Raw genomic sequence first — 22,621 nt, 5'->3', positions numbered from 1 at the left:
CACAACTACCAATTCTAAAGAACAATATTTTTTAATAAATATACTGCTTATCAATTGACCAATATTTTTATTTACTATAAATTGGATCCAATAAGTGATAAGGAGTCGTCACAATGTTTATTAAAAATGCATGGTATGTAGCCTGCCGCCCAGAAGAAATCCAAGACAAACCGCTAGGTCGCACCATCTGTGGTGAAAAAATTGTTTTTTACCGTGGTAAAGAAAATCAAGTTGCAGCCGTTGAAGATTTTTGTCCGCATCGTGGTGCCCCACTTTCACTGGGTTATGTCGAAGATGGAAACCTCGTGTGTGGCTATCATGGTTTAGTGATGGGCTGTGACGGAAAAACTGTTTCAATGCCAGCTCAACGTGTAAATGGTTTCCCTTGCAACAAAACATATGCAGTTGTTGAAAAATTCGGTTTTATTTGGATATGGCCAGGCGAAAAGGCATTAGCAGATGAAGCAAAACTCCCAATTTTAGAATGGGCAGATCATCCTGAATGGAGCTATGGCGGAGGTCTGTTTCACATTCAGTGTGACTATCGCCTCATGGTCGACAACCTCATGGATTTAACCCACGAGACTTATGTTCACTCAAGCAGTATTGGTCAAAAAGAAATTGATGAATCATTGCCAGTGACAAAAGTAGATGGTGACCATGTCATTACCGAACGCTATATGGAAAATGTGATTGCGCCTCCATTTTGGCAAATGGCCCTACGGGGTAATCACTTGGCAGATGATGTACTTGTTGACCGCTGGCAACGTTGTCATTTTTTTGCTCCAAGCAATGTACATATTGAAGTCGGTGTGGCACATGCTGGACATGGCGGTTATGACGCACCAAAAGACAAAAAAGTTTCGTCAATTGTCGTGGACTTTATTACACCGGAAACTGAAACCTCACATTGGTATTTCTGGGGAATGGCACGCAACTTCCAGCCAGACAATGCTGAACTCACCGATCAAATTCGTGAAGGCCAAGGCAAAATCTTTACTGAAGATTTAGAAATGCTGGAGCAACAGCAGCAAAATATTTTAAACAATCCACATCGCAAGTTACTGATGCTTAACATCGATGCGGGCGGTGTACAGTCCCGTAAGGTGATTGAGCGACTACTTGCCGAAGAAAATAAAACACCTCCTGAAACATCCGTTCAGAAGTTTCCAAACATACGGATTATTTAAAAGGAGCATGAACATGGACGTTATTATTCAAAAAATTCACCAGCTCACCCCGACCATTCGTGCCTTTGAATTGGTTGCAACAAATGGTATGGAGCTACCGAGTTTTGAAGCAGGTGCCCATATTGATGTGCATCTTAAAAACGGTTTAACCCGTCAATATTCAATTTCAAACTGTTGCAGTGAAAAGCATCGTTATGTGATTGGTGTTTTACATGATGCCAATTCACGCGGTGGTTCACGTTGCATCCACACTGAATATCGTGAGGGTGACCATTTAAAGATTGGTGAACCACGTAATTTATTTGAGATTCATACTCAAACCAAACAAGCAGTTTTATTTGCGGGCGGTATTGGTATTACCCCCATTTTATCGATGGCGTATCGGCTTAAATCGGCCAATATTCCTTTTGAATTACACTACTTTGTTCGTAGTCATGAAATGATTGCCTTCTATGGCAATTTAACTGAGCACTTCGGTGATCAAATCCATTTCCACATTCAAGATCAGCCAGACACCGAATGTAATATGGCAAAGGTTTTAGGTGAGAGTTCACCTGACAAACACTTATATGTATGTGGTCCAACAGGATTTATGCAGTTTGTAATGAGCTCAGCCGAGCAAGCTGGTTGGCATAGCGAACAGTTACATCAAGAGCATTTTGTCGCTCAAAAAGCAGATATTTCCAACAATGAAGCTTTTACCATTGAAGTTAAAGGTACGGGTCGTCGAATTGAAGTATTGCCAGAGCAGACTGCAACACAAGCTTTAATTGCAAATGGTTTTGATATTCCAGTTTCATGTGAACAGGGCATTTGCGGCACGTGTATTACCCGCGTTGTAGAAGGCACACCAGATCATCGTGATATGTTTATGAATGAAGATGAACATGCACTAAATGACCAGTTTACGCCCTGCTGTTCTCGTGCAAAAACTAAAAATCTTGTGATTGAACTTTAACACCCAAGTTCCTTTATTGAAAAATAAAGGAACTTATTTTCATCCTAAGCACTTAAAACATTTCGTAGCGTTTCACCTAAAATCACCACACTACTGTGCTCACGCATTAAAGTTTCAGCACGTCCTGCCTGACGATGTGTCAACGCATCGAAAATCGAACAATGCTGTAAATGTGCATAGTGCAAACGGCGATATTCCGACAAAGCTTGTTTCTCATCATAGGTAATGGCTTGGGCAGAAGCCATCGGCAATTGGTTGTTTTTCGCTAAAGCTTGTATGAGCGCTACATTTTGCGCGCCCTCAATAATCGTGTCATGAAAAATGACATTAAAATGATGGTAACGTTCCAGTTCGGTATCGCCAAACTCGTCTTTTTCATTAAAGAGTTTTTCAGTTTCTTGAATGCAATGTTGGAGGGTCTTTTTCTGCTCTTCGCTTAAACCTTGTTCTGCCAAAGTTTTCGCAGCCAATCCTTCAAGCACACCCCGCACTTCAAGCGCATCATGAACCAGTTGTTCTGAAATTTCACGGACGGTGTAGCCACGGGTTGGGTTCTTAATGAGGAGGCCTTCTTGTTCGAGCAACCGAAATGCAATACGAACAGGCTGCCTTGAAACACCAAGTAACTCGGCAGTGGGAATCTCAGCAATTCTGGCACCACCCTCAAGTTCCCCTGAAATAATCATTTTTCTTAATTTAAGTAAAACTTGTTGCCCTGAAGACATTTGCTGCCACACATTGTCAAAAACGTCACTTCGATGCTAACAACTTCATTTGCAAAATGAAATAAATTTTCTGTGTGAATCGGTGCTTAGGTATTTAGCTCAACCTAAACAAGCTCATTCATTTAAAGGTTTTTAAGATTATTCACCATGATATCGAGGTTATTACGAATTAAATAAGCCAGATTGATATCAATGCCTTCAAGCATTTTTTCCTCAACCTTTAATACAACTTCATTGCATTTATTAAGTTTTTCAACACCACTTTCGGTCAGTGTAATTAAAATACGGCGACCATGCGTAGGGTCTGGTTTCTTCTCAATCCAACCATTCACCAGTAAATCTTGCAAAATTTTGTTGGCAGATTGCGGCTTTATGAAAGAACGCTCAGCAAGCTTGGCATTGGATACATTACTTTTTGAAGCTAAAACAGAAAGTGCCGTAAATTGTGGCAAGGTAATTTCAAGCTCTTTTAAATGCTCTGTTAAATGTTTACTAATAATTCGGTCAACACGAGCAATCATGTAACTTAACTTAGGCTCATCTTCTACTTTTTTTGGAACTAAATTTGAACGTACCATAACCTTTCATTCATCATAAGAAAATCTGTAGTGAAAGTATGAGGTAGTCACCCCATACTTTCCTTAAAACTTAGCGAGCACCTGAGCTTTGTACTAAATGTACAGGCTGTTTAGGTTTTTTGACAAGAAGTAATGCAGAGATCGCTGCAATTAAAATCACTGGAATGCTTGAACCAATCACAATGGTCGAGCTTTGTCCAAGTGAAAGCAAAAAACCAGCCATTAAAGGTCCGGCAAAAGAACCAATACGCCCAATTGCAACCGCAGCACCAACTCCAGTTCCACGCATTTCGGTTGGATAATACATTGCTGCCAGACCGTACAATGCCGATTGTCCACCCACAATAAATAAACCACAGCCCACTGCCGAAAGCGCCAGTAATGCCACCGTTGGAGAAATTGCCAAGCAACAAAGTGAAAATAAAATGCCTAGATAAATCAGCTTAATCACAAAGCTCATGCGTAATTTATCAAGCAATACACCCATTAAGATTGAACCTAAAATTCCACCAACGTTGTAGCCCATCTGTACATAGTTTGCTTGTAGCTTCGATAAGCCTTGCGCACCCATCAGTAACGGCAACCAGTTTAATAAGAAGTACAGCACCACTAAGGTACAGAAGAAACTCACCCAAAGCTGAATGGTCGACATGCGGCGTTCTTTAGCAAATAAAACTTCAAAGAATGGGGTCGTTTTTTGCGCTTGAACTTTACGTTGCAGGTAATCATTTGATTCAGGTAAAAAGCGCATGATGAGTGGAATTAACAAAATAGGCGCAATCCCACCAATATAGAAAATATGACGCCACTCTGCATCACCCGCCAACGACATGGCAACCACAGAAGTCAGTAATCCACCAAAAGGAATGCCGCTATACATGACACTTACCGCTTTGCCCTTGTGCTGGTCAGGCACAGCTTCAGAGGCAAGTGTAATCATCATCGGAAGTGCCCCACCCATTCCTAAACCGGTACAAAAACGAATGAGCAATAACAAACTAAAGTTGGCAGCATAGGCCGTCAGCAAAGACATAATTCCAAAAAGCAAAATACTAAAAATCAGAATTTTCTTACGCCCGACAATATCGGCAAATCTGCCGCCTAATATTGCACCCGGTAGTGTTCCTAAAATTGCAGCACTAAATGCCCATGCCATCTGGCCATTGTCCAACATGAACTCAGCCCGCATTCGTGGAGCGGCTACCCCCATTGATTGAAGATCAAAACCTTCAAAAATTGCGATTGCAAAGCAAAGTAGTAACGTAATCCTTGCTCTTGCAGACTGTCCTAATATCTTTTCCATTGTGTTGTCCTTTATTGACTAGTCGTTCCATTTAGCCCTTTGTGTATTGTTGTTTAAACACACCAAAAATATCAGTTAAACTTACTAAAAAATCAACATATTTTTATGTAAAATTATTTATTAAATTAATTTTTATTTAAAATACATGCAATTATAAAATAATTATTAAATTTTAGAAAAAAGACTTGAATGTAAGTTTAACTGATATTAAATTAAATCTCAGAACATCACAAAATCATTCAAGGAGTATGAAGATGACTTATGAAAATCGCTGGGAAACCGTAGATGTTAAAGTTGAAGATGGAATTGCTTGGGTCACACTAAATCGCCCAGAAAAGAAAAATGCCATGAGTCCTACACTCAATCGTGAAATGATTGATGTGCTTGAAGCCATAGAACTTGATCAAGATGCACGGGTTTTAGTGTTAACTGGTGCAGGTGACTCATGGACAGCAGGCATGGACTTGAAAGAATATTTCCGCGAAGTCGACACTCAACCAGAAATTTATCAAGAACGTATTCGCCGTGACTCATGTCGTTGGCAGTGGCAACTTCTTCGTATGTATTCAAAACCAACCATTGCAATGGTTAACGGCTGGTGTTTCGGAGGCGGTTTCTCACCATTAGTGGCGTGTGATCTTGCGATTGCAGCAGATGAAGCAACCTTTGGTTTATCTGAAATTAACTGGGGTATCCCACCGGGCAACCTTGTAAGCAAAGCAATGGCAGACACTGTAGGTCACCGTGCAGCTTTGTACTACATCATGACGGGTAAAACCTTTAGTGGTAAAGAAGCTGAAAACATGGGACTTGTGAATAAAAGCGTGCCGCTTGAACAGTTAAAAGCTGAAGTCACTGAGCTTGCAAATTGCTTACTTGAGAAAAACCCTGTGGTTCTTCGTACAGCTAAAAATGGCTTTAAACGTTGTCGTGAACTCACTTGGGACCAAAACGAAGACTACTTATATGCCAAGTTAGATCAATGTATCCATCGTGATACGGAAAATGGTCGCCAAGAAGGTTTGAAACAATTTTTAGATGAAAAATCAATTAAACCGGGTTTACAGAGCTATAAACGTACTGGTTAACTTTTGATTCTCTAATGGCAATGTAAGGACGCATCCCATGCAAAATGTACAGTTACTAATTCACGGTCAATCTGTTGATGCATCAAATCAGGCAACTTTTGAGCGTATTAGCCCCATTGATGGATCAGTGGCAAGCAAAGCTGCTGCTGCAACTTTGGAAGATGTTGATCGTGCAATCGACTCGGCACAACAAGCTTTTAAAGTATGGTCGAAGCTCTCGCCTACTGAACGCCGTTTACGCTTGTTAAAAGCAGCCGATTTAATGGACCAAAAGACCGAGCAATTCATTGAAACTGGAATGCAAGAAACAGGTTCAACTGCAACATGGTATGGGTTTAACGTTCACCTTGCTGCAAACATGTTACGTGAAGCAGCAGCAATGACCACGCAAATTGACGGAAGCTTAATTCCGTCAGATGTGCCGGGTAATCTTGCGATGGGTGTACGCGTTCCTTGTGGTGTTATTGTTGGAATTGCACCTTGGAATGCACCTGTCATTTTGGCAACACGTGCGCTTGCCATGCCATTGGCTTGTGGCAACACGGTGGTATTAAAAGCATCTGAAGCTTGCCCAGCAACGCATCGTCTGATTGGTGAGGTGTTACATGAAGCAGGTCTAGGTGAAGGTGTGGTGAATGTGATTACCCATGCCGCCGAAGATGCACCACAAATTGTTGAACGTTTAGTGTCTCATCCAGCCGTGAAACGCATTAATTTTACAGGCTCAACCAAAGTCGGAAAAATCATTGCCGAGACTGCTGCAAAATATTTAAAACCAGTTTTACTTGAATTGGGTGGTAAAGCGCCTGTTGTAGTTTTAAATGAAGCTGACATTAATGAAGCCGTAAATGCTGTGGCCTTTGGGGCGTTCTTTAATCAGGGACAAATTTGTATGTCGACCGAACGTGTTTTGGTTCAAGACAAAATTGCCGACCAGTTTATTGAAAAGCTCATTGAGAAAACACGCTCTATTCAGGCGGGCAACCCAACCTCCAAAGAAAATGCACTCGGCGTTTTAGAAAGTCGCCGTGCCGCAAACCGTATTCAGCATTTACTTGAAGATGCCCAAAACAAAGGTGCCGACTTACCTTTAGGCATTCATATTGAAGATACCACCATGCAACCGACGTTGGTTCTCAACATTAAGCCTGACATGCTGATTTACCGCGAAGAATCGTTTGGGCCTGTCTGCACAGTTCAACGTTTTGCAACCGTTGAAGAAGGTGTAGCACTGGCAAATGACAGCGAGTTCGGTCTTTCTTCGGCAGTGTTTAGCCAGAATATTTCGCAAGCATTGGAAGTCGCTAAACAGATTGATTCGGGTATTTGCCATATTAACGGCGCGACCGTACATGACGAAGCTCAAATGCCATTTGGTGGTACAAAATCGAGTGGTTACGGACGATTTGGTAGTAAAGCCTCTATTGGTGAATTTACCGATTTACGCTGGATTACCATTCAAACCCAATCACGCCATTACCCGATTTAGTCGGGTTAATGCGAACAACGACATATTAAATAAAAATTGCATGATGCAAAAAAATAAAGCGCAGTGATGCGCTTTCCATGGAGTGAAAGAAATGCAAATGAATGCCACTCAATCACAAGACCGCGAACGGTTCGTAAAATTAGGGCAACATGATATTCATTATCAATATAAAGATGACACGCTCTATATCAGCCCAAAAGAGCAATTAAAACCGTATCCACAAAAACTGACAGATCGGTTAATTCATTTTGCACAAACCAAACCAGACCATATTTTTGCAGCAAAACGCAATGCTCAAGGTGAATGGGTCAAACTGAGTTATGCAGAAGTTTTACAACGCGCATGGCATATTGCTCAGGCTTTACATGAACGTAATTTAAGCCAAGAAAGACCTCTGGTCATTTTAAGTGGTAATGATCTCGAACATTTAACACTTTCTATGGGTGCTATGCTGGCGGGTGTGCCTTTCTCAGCAATTTCACCAGCCTACTCTCTGATCTCTCAAGACTTTGGCAAACTTAAACATGTGTTTGAAGTGCTTACACCTGGTATGGTCTATGCCAGTGACGGTCAGGCCTTTGCCAAAGCCATTCAGGCATGTATTACATCCGACATTGAAGTGGTGACCAACAAGGGTCTTGTGGGGAATCAGCTCTGCACGTCTTTTCAGTCGCTGTTAGATACACCAGTTTCAAATGTTCAAGAGTTTTATCAAACCCTTGATGAAAACCAAATTGTCAAATTCTTGTTTACATCAGGTTCAACCAAACTACCTAAAGCTGTGCCGACCACACATTTAATGTTGTGTGTTAATCAGCAAATGCTATTGCAGACTTTCCCTGAATTTGAAGAAACGCCACCTGTCCTACTCGACTGGCTGTCTTGGCACCATACGTTTGGCGGAAGTCACAATGTGGGCATCGCGCTCTATAACGGCGGTACAATTTACATTGATGATGGCAAACCCGTTGCAGGAAAATTTGACGAAACCATTCGTAACCTCAAAGAAATTTCTCCAACAGTTTATTTAAATGTCCCAAAAGGTTGGGAAGAACTGACCGAAGCCTTAGAAAAAGATGAGGAATTAAGAGACCGCTTTTTTGCCAAAGTTAAAATTTTATTCTTTGCAGGTGCAGCGCTTTCAGAAGCGGGCTGGAACAGGCTCGATAAAATTGCTCAGCAACATTGTGGAGAAAAAATTCGCATTATGAGCGGATTGGGCATGACTGAAACTGCGCCATCTTGTGCTTTTACAACAGGCCCACGTGTGATGGCTGGCTTTATTGGTTACCCTGCACCGGGGTGTGAAATTAAGCTGGTTCCATGTGGTGACAAACTTGAGTTTTGTGTTCGTGGAAAACATGTGATGAAAGGCTATTGGCGCTTAAAAGCAGACCAACAAAGCACTGTGTTTGATGATGAAGGCTTTTTCCATACAGGTGATGCTGTTCGTTTGGTCGATATCAATGATCCGACTAAAGGCCTGATGTACGACGGACGCATTGCCGAAGACTTTAAACTCAATACAGGCACTTTCGTCAATGTCGGCACGATTCGCAACAAAGTACTCATTCAGGGTAATTTACTGGTTCAAGATGTCTGTATTACAGGATCAAACCTCAATGCCGTAGGCTTTCTGATTTTTCCAAAACTAGAAGCTTGTGCCCAATATGCAGGTCTTAAGCTTGGTGAGCATTCTGCGACAGAGATATTACAGCACCCTAAAGTTCAGCAATGGTTCCGCCAATTTTTAACGACATTTAATAAAGATGCGACTGGCAGTTCAAATACAGTCTCAATGCTTTATTTAATGACCGAACCACCTCAGCTCGATGCTGGCGAAGTCACCGATAAAGGCAACCTCAATCAAAGCAATATTACTAAACGTCGTGCTGCCTTAATTGATGAACTTTATCAAAAGCAGGGCGACAACCCACTCATTATTCGGGTTCCCACCTTAAAGCAATAAGCAATTGAAATAAAAAAGGAAGCTCAAACTTTGGTTTGGGCAATAGCCTCACTTTTGCCTAAAAAAAGGTTCAACATGCCACACGATACAGATTTTGAACTATTTCGGGACAGTTACCGCAGGTTCTTAAAAGAACAGGTCGCTCCATATTACGAACAGTGGGAACACGATGGCCTGATCCCACGTGATCTATGGCTTCGTCTTGGGGAAAATGGCTTTTTGTGCGTAGATGTGCCCGAAGAATATGGTGGCTATGGCGCTCCTGTTCATTACTCTCTCATGCTGGTTCAAGAAACTGCTCAAGCTGGCTTTGCATCTTTAGCTGTTGCAATTGGTGGGCAAAATGAGTTGGTCTCTCCTTACTTGCAAAATATTGGAACCGAAGAGCAAAAACGCTATTGGTTACCCAAAATGGTGACAGGTGAAGTCGTGACTGCAATTGCGATGACAGAGGCCAATGCTGGCTCTGACTTACAGGCCATACGGACTCAAGCCATTTTAGAAAATGATCACTACCGTATTAATGGTTCAAAAACCTTTATTTCAAATGGTTTGCATGCCGACCTGATTGTTCTGGTAGCTAAAACCAATCCACAAGCTAAAGCAAAAGGTATTTCGATTTTACTAGTCGATGCCGCTTTAGATGGCGTTAAAAAAGGCCGTTCCTTACAAAAAATCGGACTACATGCCCAAGATACAGCCGAACTTTTTTTTGATGATGTTTGTGTGCCTACAACTCAGCGTTTGGGTGAAGAAGGACAAGGCTTTGCTTATTTAATGCAAGAGCTACCGCGTGAACGTTTGAGTATTTCTATGATAGCTTTGGGGTCAATTTTAGGCGCCATCGAAATTACTAAAGACTATGTGCTCGAACGTAAAGCTTTCGGGCAACCTTTAAGCCAAATGCAGAACACGCGGTTTGTTCTCGCAAACGCGCAAATCAAAGCCAAAGCCGCCCAAGCTTTTGTAGACCAATGTGCCGCGCTGTATCAACAACACCAATTAAGCGTCACTCAAGTTGCCGCACTGAAATGCTTTATCACAGATGCCCAATGTGAAGTGATTGATCAATTACTTCAGCTTTTTGGTGGCTACGGTTACATGCAGGAATACCCGATTTCACGCTTTTTTGTGGATGCACGGGTACAAAAAATTTATGGGGGAACCAATGAAATTATGAAAGAAATCGTTGTCCGAGAACTGCTCGGAAAATAATTCGATTTAAAAACCAGACAAGGCAGACACAACAACCATGCCTTGTTGAAAACAAGAAATGATATTTCAGGAAGAAATGCTATGTCGAAATTATGGATGTACTCTACACTTATGCTCTCAGGATCGGTCTGGGCGGGTAGTTTTATTGACAACAGTTCAGTAGAACTCACCACACGAAATTTCTATTTTGACCGCGACTACCAAGAGCAATCTGCTTACCCTGCTGCCAAGGACTGGACACAAGGTTTTATTCTTAAAGCCAATTCAGGTTATACCGAAGGGACTGTCGGTTTTGGGTTGGATGTACTTGCAACGGCAGGCTTTAAACTAGATGCCGATGCCGAGCATGGAGGTACAGGAAACTTACCTCGAGACACGCGTACCAATGAGCCTGCCGACTCTTATGGGGAAATTGGCGTCACAGCAAAAGCGAAAATGAGCCAGACAGAGCTGCGCATAGGCACGCTAATGCCGATGAACCCTGTTTTAGTAGCTTCGCCTGCTCGCTTGTTACCTCAAACTTATCGAGGAATTTCACTGACCAGCAAAGATATTAAAGACTTCGACTTACAGGCAGCCTATCTCGATAAAGTGAATCATCGTGATTCAACTAACTATGAAAAAATTAAAATTTCAGGGGTGAATGGACGGTTTAAAAGTGCCGAAACTGACGGACTCTATTATTTAGGTGGGAACTATCAGCTTGATCCAGCAATCAAGCTCACAGCTTTTTACATGGATGTTGATGATCTTTATAACCAGACCATGGTCGGTGCCTTACATCAACATAAAATTAATGACACTACTAATCTTAGCTCGCAGTTACGCTACTACCGCAGCCGAGATGACGGACAAGCAAAAGCCGGTTTAGTCGATAATGACCTTTATCATGCTCACTTTGAGTTAAAACATCAAAACCATAAGTTTATTTTTGGAACCTTCCAACATCACGGCGACACCGCATTTCCGTATTTGACTGGAGGTGAAACAGGCCTACTCATTGATACATGGCCGGGCGAGTTTTTAAACCCAAACGAAAAAGCCTATAGCTTCCGCTATGAATATGACTTTAAAGATTACATTCCAGGTTTACGTTTCATGACCCGCTACACCACAGGTCACAATATTTATGCGCCCAATTTAGGTGGCACCAATCTAAAAGAACGCGAAACCGACTTTGATTTAGGCTACACCGTTCAAAGTGGCTGGTTAAAAAATTTAGGGCTACGCGCGCGCTATGCAATGTATGACAACAACATGCTTTCCACTGCCAACATCAAGCCTGTAAACGAAACTCGCATCAACATTGATTACACATGGAAATTTAAATAAATCAGAAAGAGGTTCTGTTGCACATAGAACCTCTTTTTATTTTGGGAAATCAATCATGAAGAAAGTTGTAACACTACTCTGCGGATTTAGTCTTATTGCTCTGACCCATGCCGAAACACAATATAGTCCACCGCCCATTCAGCTTGAGCCTTTAGCAAAATTTAGTGTTGATTTGAATGCGCCTGTTTGGGAGTTAGGTGCCACGAGTGACTCAGGTAAACGCCGAATTATTCCTATTACAGGTGGAACATTTGAAGGGAAATCACTTAAGGGCCGCATTTTAAATAATGGCGCAGATTGGCAAATTGTCGACAGCAAAGGACTGGCAATTATTGATACACGATATTTGTTAGAAACCGATGATGGTGCACTCATTTATCTTCAAACCAAAGGTTACCGACATGGCTCGGCAGAAACGCTAAAACAGCTTGCACAAGGCAAAGATGTCGACCCGAAAAATTACTATTTCAAAATTACCATGCAGTTTGAAACCAGCTCACCTAAATACTCATGGCTTAACCAAATCGTTGCGGTAGGTAGTGCAATGCGCTTGGGCAAAGCGGTTATTTATGATGCCTATACCCTGAAATAATAATTTTTATAACACCTACAAAAAGGATGGAGCCTTCATTATGGATCAAAAAACTTTAGAACACTTACCACCCATCCATCACCATTTGGGTGGACACAATATTCATTGGAATGACAAAAATACTGAACTCACTATCCACTACACAGCGCTAGAAAGCTTTATCAATCCACGTGGCACGGTTGAAGGTGGCATGATCTGCGCCATGCTCGACGACGTAATGGGGCTTTTTGCATATCTTGCCAATGACCATAAACCTGCCACCACCATTAACTTAACTATGGATTTTTTAAGACCCTGTGCTGTAGGCGAAGTTATTACTAAATGCCGTTTCATTAAACAAGGCAAAACTGTACTGAATCTCGAAAGTGAAGCTTGGCAAAACAACAAAATGATTGCACGAAGTACAGCTAATTTTCTGGTTTTAGATTAATTGCGACCATTCATTCAATAAGGATATGAATAAATGAACTACACCAACAATAAACGAATTTTGACGCACTCCGCTATAGTGCTTGCCATGCTTGGTTCTTTGGCAGGCTGTGGAAGTGATAGTGATGACACATCAACTCCCTCAACAATGAAACCGCCTCAGTTATCTCCTGCTGTGGGCGTAAAAATGACAGGAAGCTGTTCAGACTTACTTGGGTTTCAATACAACAATACGGTCATTAGCTCCGCTACCCTTCAAGAGGCAGGCACTTTGACTGTAGCCAACAAACCGATTGGCGCTCATTGTTTAATCAAAGGCTATATGGACCAACGTGTAACCCCTGTCGATGGAAAAACCTATCAAATTGGTTTTGAAATGCGCTTACCCATTGACTGGAATGGCCGTTTTCTCTATCAAGGCAATGGCGGAACCGATGGTAATTTAATTCCTGCAACGGGTCAGGTCGGCAGCGGTGGTCCACTTACCAATGCCCTACATGATGGTTTCGCTGTTATTTCTTCCGATGCAGGACATAACGCCTCACAAAATCCAATGTTTGGTTTAGACCCTCAAGCCAGAATTAACTACGGCTATGGTGCGATTACCAAACTCACGCCTATGGCAAAAAATCTAATTAAAACAGCGTATGGTAAATTGCCAGACCGCTCCTATGCAGGCGGCACTTCAAATGGCGGACGCCACGCGATGATTGCGGCAACCCGTTTGGGCGAGCAATATGATGGAATTTTGGCAAGCACACCGGGTTTTCATTTGCCTCGCGCAGCCGCAGCTCAACTCTATACAGCACAACAGCTTCGTCGAGTTGCAACAGACGAAAATGACTTAAGTACCGCCCTCACTCTTTCAGAGCGTAAAGTATTAGCAAAAGCGATTTTAGATCGATGCGATGCGTTAGACGGCGTTGCAGATGGACTGGTTCAAGATGTTGAGGCTTGCCGTACTGCATTTGATATTCATCAGCACGTACCCGTTTGCTCAAGCACAAGAGATGGTACTTGTTTAAGTACCGAACAAATTGATGTATTAACCAACATTTACCGCGGTCCTATAAACTCTGCTGGACAAGCTCTCTATGCAACCCAGCCTTTCGACCCCGGTTTAGTCGGCAGTAACTGGGCAAGCTGGAAATTCGAATCTTCGGTGGGAACAGCACGTGACCCTGTTGCAGTCGGTATTCTTTTTCAGGTTCCGCCAGATCCAACTGTGACTCAAAACTCTAGACAGTTTGCCTTTAACTATAATTTTGATACTGATTATTCAAAATTATCGGCGACCAATGATGTGTACACAGAAAGTTCGATGTCATTCATGATGCCACCCGATGAATTGAATCTGGATAAACTCCGTAATCACGGTGGAAAAATGATTGTGGTACAAGGTACAGCAGACGGCGTTTTCTCTGTAGATGACACCCAGAATTGGTATGATCAACTGCTACAACACTATAAAAATGATGCAAAAGGTACAGCTCCTGAATTTGCACGTTTCTTTAGAGTTCCGGGCATGAACCATACCCGTGATGGTATTGCGACCGACCAATTTGACGCACTGACTGCTTTAGTCAACTGGGTCGAATATGGACAAACACCTGACAAAATCATTGCAACCGCACGCGGCACTGGTAACCCAAGTGGTCAAGTGAATACTGAACTTCCGCAAGACTGGGCACCAGACCGTACTCGTCCACTTTGCCCTTACCCACTGATTGCTCGTTACAATGGTCAGGGTGATAGTGAAAAAGCTGAAAACTTTAGCTGTAAATAACTGGTATTCAAAATTAAAAAGAGAGCTTACATAGGCTCTCTTTTTAATTTTGCTAAGTATCACTATTGAATCATTATCAAATGATATTTCATCCAATGCTTGCATCGCTGCTAAGATAATACCGAAAACCAAAAACTCATTTCGATATGCAAAATCAGACTGCTCCAAATCTCCCCTCAACTCAACTTGGAAAAGCTCTGCTTTGTCTCATGACATCGGCATTATTATTTTCCATTATGGGAGTATGCATTCGTTTTGCTTCACAAACAGTGGACAATGCCACCGTCGTGTTTTTTAGAAATGCAGTGGGTTTATTTATTTTTATTCCTATGCTCTTTAAGCAAGGGCTGGACTTTGTTAAGACCGATAAACTCTGGATGCACACTTGGCGAAGTGTCGTGGGGCTCGCTGCAATGTATGGTTTTTTCTATGCCATTGCGAAGTTAAAACTATCGAATGCGATGGTTTTTAGCTACTCATCTCCTATTTTTATTCCACTCATTGCATGGCTTTTCTTAAAAGAAAAAATCACAAAATCGATGATTTTTGCCGCCGTTATTGGGTTAATTGGGGTTTTATTTGTTGCTAAACCCGACCAAGGCCTACTCAATGCATTGTCCTTTATTGGTTTAGGCGCATGCTTTTTATCAGCCATGGCTTTTGTAACTGTCAGAGCTTTAACCAGTACAGAACCGCCTGAGCGTATTGTTTTTTATTTCTGTATTTTTGGTAGCTTAATTTCATCAATTCCAATGTTCTGGCATTGGCGTATTTTCACTTGGCATGAACTTGCATTGCTGATTGCCGCAGGTCTTTTAGCAAACATTAGTCAGCTTTTTATGTCTTATGCGTACAGCTTAGCACCAGCAGGACAAATTGGCCCAATGAATTACATTGCTATTATTTTTGCAGGAATTTGGGGATTTATTTTTTGGCATGAATTACCTGATCTTTTCAGTATGATCGGCATATTTATTATTTTATTTGCTATTTTGCTCTGTAATCCATTTTTGCAGAAAAAATTGTTATCTCAATTTAAATAGCAGAGTTACCTCATTCTACTTCAGATACTGTATCCGATATTCATTCGGTGAAATGCCTGTCCAGTGTCGATAGGCTTTTCTAAAATTAGAAGTATCTGAAAAGCCAATTCTCTCAGCAATTTCATCTATAGATAAAGTCGTCTCTCGCAAATATTCATCCGCAAGACGACGCCGAGTTTCATCTAATAATTCTTGATAAGTTAAATTAAAACCCGCTAACCGCCGATGTAAAGTACGTTTTGACATATGCAACCGCTCAGCCATTTCTTGAGCCGATGGAAAAAGCCCTGTTCCATCTAACAAGATCAAACGAATTGTTTTCACCAACTCAGGCTCTTCAGCTACCGCAGCACCTAACATCCGCTCACAAAACGACTTACACATATCCGCGGTAATCGGGTTGGCATTTGGGCAAGGTACATCGAGCCATTTTAAATCAAAGTGCCATTGCATCACCCCAGCATTAAACTGAACAGGACAATGAAAAACTTTTTCATATTCTTCTGCATAGTCAGGTGCTGGGTACGGCAATAAAAGCTTCTTTGCTTGAAATGGTCCTTCAAGCACACGTTCAATTAAGGTTTGCATTGAGCTAAACCAAAATTCGCACACCAAAGGCAAAAGCTTACCTAGTGCAATAATATCTTGCCCTTCAAAAACAGCAGCATCCTCTCGAATATGAAAAGACTTCTTTAAAATAGGCCCTGCAAGCTTAATGTGTCGAATGCCAAGCTCTACCGCTTGCCTAAAATTACGCGAAGAATATAGTGCATAACCATATACCCCAAAATCTGACAGCCGCTGCTTTTGTCCTGCACGTAATCCAATTAAGGGATCATGAGATAGCTGTTGAATATTTTGAAATAACTGAATTTTTTGAAATTGAGAAATATATAAAGAGGGTTGATTCATCGCATCTGGTGAAATATTTGTACCAGATAGAACATCTGACATTGAATGGCCTTGCGAACCCATTTCATCAAATAAACTGGTCAAACCTAGCAAATATGTATTCGAACCTAAGGATGTATTATCATAATTTCCTTCGATAACAACATTTGTACTTTTATAAATATTATTAGGCATTTAACTCACACCATCCCTAGAGTGACGTGCATAATGGCACTAAATTACCTCTTGTTGTCTCAATTTAACATCGACCATACGACGCTTCAAGCATAAAGTATGATAAGCAAAAGTATGGAAAGGAATAAAAATGGAAAGCTCCACTTTAAAAGAATATAGCGGCTCTGCCACCGAACATATGGAACTTATTTTTTCCAAACAATGTGCTAATTTTGAGGCGGATCCATATCCAAGTCTTGAGGCACGTCGAACAAAACTGCATCAACTTAAAAAACAAATTATTCGTTATCAAGATGCTTTAGCTACTGCGATTAATGCTGACTTTAGTTCAAGATCACTGGATGAATCTAAACTATTAGATTTACTTGGCTCTGTGTTAGAGGCTGATCATGCAATTCATCACTTACGCCGCTGGATGCGCCCAAGTAAACGCCGTACCGAGCTTTTATTTTTATCAAATCGTTTAAGTGTGCAATACCAACCTAAAGGTGTGGTTGGTGTAATTGTTCCTTGGAACTTTCCAGTTTATTTAGCACTTGGTCCGCTCATTGCCGCATTAGCTGCTGGCAACCGAGTGATGATTAAATTGTCTGAAATTACACCAAACACTAATGCAATGCTACGACGTATGCTCGCCGAAGTCTTCAATGAAGATGAAGTCGCGGTTTTTGGAGAAGAAATTACAGATCCTGCTAGATTTACCTCTTTGCCATTTAACCATATTGTATTTACAGGTTCTCCAGCTATCGGCAAAGTCGTAATGAGAGCAGCGGCTGAAAATCTGACCCCTGTTACACTTGAGCTAGGTGGTAAATCACCAGCAATTGTGGGGCGCAACTACCCGCTTGCCGATGCGGCAAAACGTATTACACATGGTAAAGCAACAAACAGTGGTCAGATCTGTGTAGCGCCTGACTATGCTTTGGTTCCCAAAGAAAGTATTGATGAATTTGTTGAAGCTGCAAAATCAAGCTTTATAAAAATGTTTGGTCAAAACATCACAAACAATGAGAATTACACGTCCATTGTCAATGACCGTCATTTAAAACGTATTCAAGATATTTTGACCGATGCACAAGAAAAAGGTGCGCGGATTATTCCTTGTGGCACTTATAGCTTCGACCAACAAGGTCGCAGAATGCCTGTACAGATTGTGCTGAACTGCACTCCCGACATGCGCATTATGAAAGAAGAGCTCTTTGGCCCTATTTTACCTGTCGTTGCATATGATTCTTTAGATGATGCTATTACCTATGTGAAATCGGATGAACGACCTTTAGCGCTTTATTGCTTTACACATAGTTCGGTAGAACGTGATCGAATTTTACGTGAAACTCATTCGGGTGGTGTAACCATTAATGATTGGGGTTGGCATGTAGTTAACCATGATGCTCCTTTCGGTGGTATCGGAAACTCAGGCATGGGGTCATATCATGGTGAAGAAGGTTTCCGTGAACTTTCTCATGCCAAAACGGTATTTACACGCCATCGGTTTTTCCCGACTCAACTTTTCCACCCTCCTTATGGAACGTTCCTGCAAAAATTAGCGATTCGCTTTTTCTTGAAAAAAGGCGATCCTAATATTAAATAAGGATTATAAAAAAGCCTCGTCATGAGGCTTTTTATTTGATTCTAATTAATCAATCGGACGTAATAGAGAAATTATGAAATTTACAGATCTTTATATAAGTATCTTCAAATAATTTTTCCATTTTAGGGTTCCCATCATGATAGTCATCCCAAAATGCTCCACTAAATTCTTTAGGCTCAATAGTAGTAGTTGCAGTATCTTCTTGTTTATAAAATGAAATTTCAAAACCTTCAGGTATACTAGGATTAATTACTTCAAATTTAGAAATTTCCACAATAACAGGAGTACCATCAGAATCGCGACGAACAGATACTTTTGTTTCATTTCGATATTCATTAAATTGCACCCCAAAACATATGTATCTTTTTCCAATAGTAAAATCATTTAAATCACTATCTTTACACTTAAGTATCATGGGATTACTATTCCTTTTAATTTGTAATCTTTAGTTTTAAAATTAATTTAATTCATTTTGATATCTATAACCATATTTAAAATCCTATAAGTATTTCGGACCTTATAAAAATTTTCTGACTAAGTTTATTATTAGACCTTGTAACCATAATCAAATTGTCTTAAAAAAAGTATAAGTTATTATTTTCAAAATAAAAAAGCTAGGCTCCTGCCTAGCTTTAAAAAATTCATTATGCAGTTTAAATATAATCAACCTTTTGAGCTTTTAAAATATCAAGCTGCAACATCTTTTTCTTTTTATATCTATAGGCAATAAACAAACCAATAAACCAGATTGGTGAACACTCAAGCGCAATTAAGGTATCATGATCTAAAGCTAAAATTACAATAGTGAAAACTAAAAACAGCATCGTAAACCATGCCATAAATAAGCCGCCCGGCATTTTATATTGAGATTGAATATGTAATTCAGGGAATTTTTTACGATAGGAAATATAAGAAAGCACAATCAGCATGAATGTAAAAATACATAAAATTGAAGTGAGCGCTGAAATAATTGTAAACGCAGTCATGACATTTGGAACAATAAATAAAATAGAGGTTCCCACCGTCACACAAGCCATCGAAAATACGAGTCCTCTAATTGGAACCTTACTTTTAGATAACTTACTAAAGCTTTTAGGAGCATCGTTGTCTAACGCGAGCCCATATAACATACGACTGGTCGCAAAAATTCCGCTATTGGCAGAAGATAGCGCCGAAGTTGCTACAACAAAATTGATTAAACCTGCTGCAATAGGTAATCCCACCAATGTAAACATTTCTACAAATGGACTTTTTTCTGGTGAAACTTTTGCCCAAGATGTGACCGCAATAATACAAACCAATGCACCCACGTAGAACAATAAAATACGTAAAGGAATAGAGTTAATGGCTTTTGGAAGTGATTTATGCGGATCTTTGGTTTCAGCAGCAGTTGTACCGACAAGCTCAATACCCACAAACGCAAATATGGCAATTTGAAAACCTGCCAAGAAACCTGTTACACCATAAGGAAACATAGATTGTGTTTCAAACAAATGGCTAACCGATGCCTTAACACCATTTGGAGAAGTAAATCCGGTACTGATTAAGTAAATACCCGCAAGAATAAACAGAATAATTGCTGTAATTTTGATGAGAGAAAACCAAAATTCGAGTTCACCAAATAGCCGAACGGCTACAAAATTGAGTATGGTTAAAATTGCTAATGAAGTAAATGCAGGAATCCAGACGGGTAAATCGGGATACCAAAACTGCATGTACCCTCCGATCACGATCACGTCTGCAATAGCAGTAATAATCCAGTTACACCAGTAGGACCAGCCCAGAAAAAAACCTGCCCACGGACCAAGATATGCCGTTGCAAAATCTGCGAATGTTTTAAAATTAGTATTCGCCAGAAGCAACTCGCCCATTGCTCGCATTACGAAGAAAAAGAAGAAACCAATAATTAAATAGGTTAAAACAATTGAAGTTCCTGAAATACTTAATGTTTTACCGGAACCCATAAATAGTCCAGTCCCGATTGCACCGCCAATCGCAATCATCTGAATATGACGATTGGTTAATGAGCGTTGCAATTTCTCTTCTTCTTGCTCAGTCATATGTTGACTACCAAGAAGATCTCCTTCCAGGAATTGCTTTCCGTTATTCTTACTCATGTAATATTTACTCCAATTTATAGCAATCGTTGTAAATGTTTTAATAATAAATAAATTATATGATTATCAATTTAGTCCATTAAATCATGTTAAAAATATTATTAAATCATTTAAAACCTTATAAATTCCTTTTTAAAAGCTATTACCTATAACAATAAAAATTAATCATAAATCCTTTCCTTCATTATTATATTAGCCTGACCTCTATCAATATAATTTCGGTAGAGAATTAAAATATATGAATTAATTAAATATTTTAATTGTCAGTCGTTTATAGAATAGCGGCAGGCTAATGAATTCCAGCTCAGCGGGCAAGATTGTGTTTATCCATGTAACAATCTTGCGTTAGCGATAATATAGTATTCCTTCTTAAATTTGGTGAAATGTATAGTATTTCCGCTTAATTAACAGCCATTCGAAAATGATCAGTCTCTTTGAGTTTGTTTACCGCTTTTGAATTGGAAACGTGTTTAGCTTGAACACTTAGCACACGAACTAAACAACCATTTTCAGCATTCAATTGTTCTGCCTGCTCTTTAGTTAATTGCAGCTCTTCTCGATGAGGTTTGCTATACACAAGAATGGCGCGATAATTTTCATAGTCATCATTGGCCACAATATAAGGTTCATCCCCTACCACAATATTTTCAGGTTGTTCAATTTGGACCACTACGGACTGACTTTCTTTAATCGCTCGTAAATTTTCGATATCAGCCTGCAATGTCGCCCCACCATCAAAAATATCGACATATCCTTTATAGCGCAGCCCTTCTTCTAGCAAGAGATTGTAGGCTGGTCGAGTATTTGGATGAACAATACCAATCGCTGCTTTAGCATCATCTGGCAACATATCGACATAGAGTGGATGTCTTGGCATCAGCTCTGCAATAAATGCTTTTTGCCCGACTCCACTTAAATAATCTGCTTTGGTAAATTCAATATCAAAAAACTTATGGCCTACCGCATTCCAAAAAGGTGACTGCCCATTTGCATCGGAATAGCCACGCATTTCTGCCACAATGGTTTCTTCAAAATATTGCCGAAATGCAGATAGAAACAAGAAACGTACTTTAGATAAAAATTTGCCATTTTTATTTAAGCGATAGTCCGGATCTAAGAACAAAGTACAAAGCTCACTACAGTTGGTGTGGTCATTACTCAAATATAGTGTTGGTAAAGCTTTATAAACACTTAACGGCTCCGATGCATGAACTTGAGTGCCCACATGAAAGTTGTACCAAGGCTCTTTTAAACCGAGTGCGACTTCAATGCCACAGACACCTACTACTTTGTTGAGTTCAGTATCTTCGAGAACAAATAAATAAACCTGATCCGCCTTTGGGAGTTCGCCTGCGACTGTTTTACATGCCCGCTCAATACGAGCAGCAAGTTTTTCCATATTTGGCTGTAAAGATGTCAAACCAAAACCTGCTTTTTGCGCCAACAGGTAAAGGTCGTTAACATCTTTAGGTCCGATGTAGCGAATAATCATCATGCTGCTTGTTCATCCTTTTGAATTGCTACAAAGCGAGCAAGTGCACGGTCAAATCTTTTTAAGCCTTCATCAATATCAGCCAAAGGAATAATAAGTGATGGCGTAAAGCGCACCACATTTGGACCAGCAATAAGACTAAGTAATCCTTCTTCACCTGCAAGGTTATTAATATCTTTTGCTTTACCGGCAAATTTGTCTTTTAAGACACAACCAATGAGCAAACCTTGACCACGAATTTTTTCAAAGATTCCATATTTTTCATTTAGTTTATTTAAAGCTTTTTTATAATAATCATGGCGGGCTTTAACCCCGTTAAGCACTTCAGGTGTATTAATAAATTCAAATACTGCACCTGCAACCGCACTTGCTAATGGGTTACCACCGTAAGTCGTACCGTGGGTACCGACTGAAAAATGCGGTGCAAACTTATCAGTTGTTAGCATCGCACCTACAGGGAAACCACCACCTAGTGCTTTTGCAGTTGTAAGAACATCTGGAATAACACCAGTGTTCATGTAGGCATACAGTGCGCCTGTACGACCTACACCAGTTTGTACTTCATCAAAAATAAGTAAGGCACCAAACTCATCACACAGTGCGCGTAAGCCTTTTAAAAATTCGATGTCAGCAGGAAT

20 protein-coding genes are annotated in these 22,621 nt (G+C 40.5%); 12 read left to right on the top strand and 8 right to left on the bottom strand.

Translation table 11 applies throughout. The features are described 5' to 3' along the window. Positions 1–113: 113 nt before the first annotated feature. Together BMW38_RS10710 and BMW38_RS10705 are read left to right on the top strand one after the other, a co-directional pair. Positions 114–1,190 (top strand): aromatic ring-hydroxylating dioxygenase subunit alpha, encoded by a 1,077-nt coding sequence (locus BMW38_RS10710; protein ID WP_092707811.1) that lies wholly within the window; start codon positions 114–116, stop codon positions 1,188–1,190. 13 nt (positions 1,191–1,203) lie between these two features. Further along, positions 1,204–2,148 carry a PDR/VanB family oxidoreductase gene (locus BMW38_RS10705; RefSeq protein ID WP_092707809.1) on the top strand — a complete coding sequence of 315 codons (945 nt, stop codon included), beginning with the start codon at positions 1,204–1,206 and terminating at the stop codon, positions 2,146–2,148. Positions 2,149–2,192: 44 nt separating this feature from the next. Here BMW38_RS10705 and BMW38_RS10700 read toward each other — a convergent pair whose 3' ends face one another. From BMW38_RS10700 to mhpT, 3 genes are all read right to left on the bottom strand, one after another. Continuing rightward, positions 2,193–2,885 carry a GntR family transcriptional regulator gene (locus tag BMW38_RS10700; RefSeq protein ID WP_080632039.1) on the bottom strand — a complete coding sequence of 231 codons (693 nt, stop codon included), beginning with the start codon at positions 2,883–2,885 and terminating at the stop codon, positions 2,193–2,195. A 110-nt stretch (positions 2,886–2,995) separates the two neighbouring features. Continuing rightward, positions 2,996–3,451 carry a MarR family winged helix-turn-helix transcriptional regulator gene (locus BMW38_RS10695; RefSeq protein WP_092707807.1) on the bottom strand — a complete coding sequence of 152 codons (456 nt, stop codon included), beginning with the start codon at positions 3,449–3,451 and terminating at the stop codon, positions 2,996–2,998. Positions 3,452–3,521: 70 nt separating this feature from the next. Further along, positions 3,522–4,754 carry a 3-(3-hydroxy-phenyl)propionate transporter MhpT gene (mhpT, locus tag BMW38_RS10690; protein WP_092707805.1) on the bottom strand — a complete coding sequence of 411 codons (1,233 nt, stop codon included), beginning with the start codon at positions 4,752–4,754 and terminating at the stop codon, positions 3,522–3,524. A 248-nt stretch (positions 4,755–5,002) separates the two neighbouring features. Between mhpT and BMW38_RS10685 the strand changes: the two genes are divergently transcribed. The 9 genes from BMW38_RS10685 (at position 5,003) to BMW38_RS10645 (ending at position 15,697) form a co-directional block, all read left to right on the top strand. Then, positions 5,003–5,842 carry a p-hydroxycinnamoyl CoA hydratase/lyase gene (locus BMW38_RS10685; protein WP_170834062.1) on the top strand — a complete coding sequence of 280 codons (840 nt, stop codon included), beginning with the start codon at positions 5,003–5,005 and terminating at the stop codon, positions 5,840–5,842. Between the two features lie 37 nt (positions 5,843–5,879). Continuing rightward, positions 5,880–7,331, top strand: coding sequence for an aldehyde dehydrogenase (locus BMW38_RS10680; protein WP_092707803.1), 1,452 nt, complete (start codon positions 5,880–5,882; stop codon positions 7,329–7,331). A gap of 82 nt (positions 7,332–7,413) precedes the next feature. After that, a complete protein-coding gene (locus BMW38_RS10675) occupies positions 7,414–9,300 on the top strand; it encodes a feruloyl-CoA synthase (protein ID WP_170834061.1) in 1,887 nt (628 codons plus the stop codon). Between the two features lie 75 nt (positions 9,301–9,375). Further along, positions 9,376–10,515: an acyl-CoA dehydrogenase family protein gene (locus BMW38_RS10670; RefSeq protein ID WP_092707799.1), complete on the top strand. Its 1,140-nt coding sequence runs from the start codon at positions 9,376–9,378 to the stop codon at positions 10,513–10,515. Between the two features lie 81 nt (positions 10,516–10,596). Further along, positions 10,597–11,847, top strand: coding sequence for an OprD family porin (locus BMW38_RS10665; protein WP_213031144.1), 1,251 nt, complete (start codon positions 10,597–10,599; stop codon positions 11,845–11,847). Between the two features lie 55 nt (positions 11,848–11,902). Beyond that, positions 11,903–12,439, top strand: a complete 537-nt coding sequence (locus tag BMW38_RS10660) for a DUF3237 domain-containing protein (protein WP_092707797.1) — start codon at positions 11,903–11,905, stop codon at positions 12,437–12,439. A 40-nt stretch (positions 12,440–12,479) separates the two neighbouring features. Further along, positions 12,480–12,869: a PaaI family thioesterase gene (locus BMW38_RS10655; RefSeq protein ID WP_092707795.1), complete on the top strand. Its 390-nt coding sequence runs from the start codon at positions 12,480–12,482 to the stop codon at positions 12,867–12,869. Positions 12,870–12,902: 33 nt separating this feature from the next. Continuing rightward, on the top strand, positions 12,903–14,654 hold the full coding sequence (locus BMW38_RS10650; protein WP_092707793.1) for a tannase/feruloyl esterase family alpha/beta hydrolase: 1,752 nt from the start codon (positions 12,903–12,905) through the stop codon (positions 14,652–14,654). A 146-nt stretch (positions 14,655–14,800) separates the two neighbouring features. Further along, positions 14,801–15,697, top strand: a complete 897-nt coding sequence (locus BMW38_RS10645; RefSeq protein WP_092707791.1) for a DMT family transporter — start codon at positions 14,801–14,803, stop codon at positions 15,695–15,697. 15 nt (positions 15,698–15,712) lie between these two features. Here the strand turns inward: BMW38_RS10645 and BMW38_RS10640 are convergent, their stop codons facing one another. Continuing rightward, positions 15,713–16,783, bottom strand: a complete 1,071-nt coding sequence (locus BMW38_RS10640; protein ID WP_092707789.1) for an AraC family transcriptional regulator — start codon at positions 16,781–16,783, stop codon at positions 15,713–15,715. A 130-nt stretch (positions 16,784–16,913) separates the two neighbouring features. Here BMW38_RS10640 and BMW38_RS10635 point away from each other — a divergent pair, with 130 nt between their 5' ends. Beyond that, entirely contained in the window at positions 16,914–18,374 is a 1,461-nt protein-coding gene (locus BMW38_RS10635) for a coniferyl aldehyde dehydrogenase (protein ID WP_092707787.1), read from the top strand. Positions 18,375–18,423: 49 nt separating this feature from the next. On the opposite strand, the gene BMW38_RS10630 is transcribed toward BMW38_RS10635, so the two are convergent. The 4 genes from BMW38_RS10630 to BMW38_RS10615 form a co-directional block, all read right to left on the bottom strand. Continuing rightward, complete coding sequence (locus BMW38_RS10630) at positions 18,424–18,789, bottom strand: hypothetical protein (RefSeq protein WP_092707785.1); 366 nt, start codon at positions 18,787–18,789, stop codon at positions 18,424–18,426. A 238-nt stretch (positions 18,790–19,027) separates the two neighbouring features. Then, positions 19,028–20,491 carry an amino acid permease gene (locus BMW38_RS10625; RefSeq protein WP_045434426.1) on the bottom strand — a complete coding sequence of 488 codons (1,464 nt, stop codon included), beginning with the start codon at positions 20,489–20,491 and terminating at the stop codon, positions 19,028–19,030. A gap of 400 nt (positions 20,492–20,891) precedes the next feature. Continuing rightward, entirely contained in the window at positions 20,892–21,986 is a 1,095-nt protein-coding gene (gene astA, locus BMW38_RS10620; protein WP_092707783.1) for an arginine N-succinyltransferase, read from the bottom strand. Further along, on the bottom strand, positions 21,983–22,621 hold a 639-nt coding region (locus BMW38_RS10615; RefSeq protein WP_139193537.1), incomplete at its 5' end, for an aminotransferase class III-fold pyridoxal phosphate-dependent enzyme. The genes BMW38_RS10615 and astA, both read right to left, overlap by 4 nt.

The sequence above is a fragment of the Acinetobacter sp. yr461 genome (assembly GCF_900110445.1).
Taxonomy (GTDB): Bacteria; Pseudomonadota; Gammaproteobacteria; order Pseudomonadales; family Moraxellaceae; genus Acinetobacter; species Acinetobacter calcoaceticus.
The sequence above is the reverse complement of the archived record's forward strand: the minus strand, read 5'-3'. Positions and strand labels throughout refer to the sequence as shown.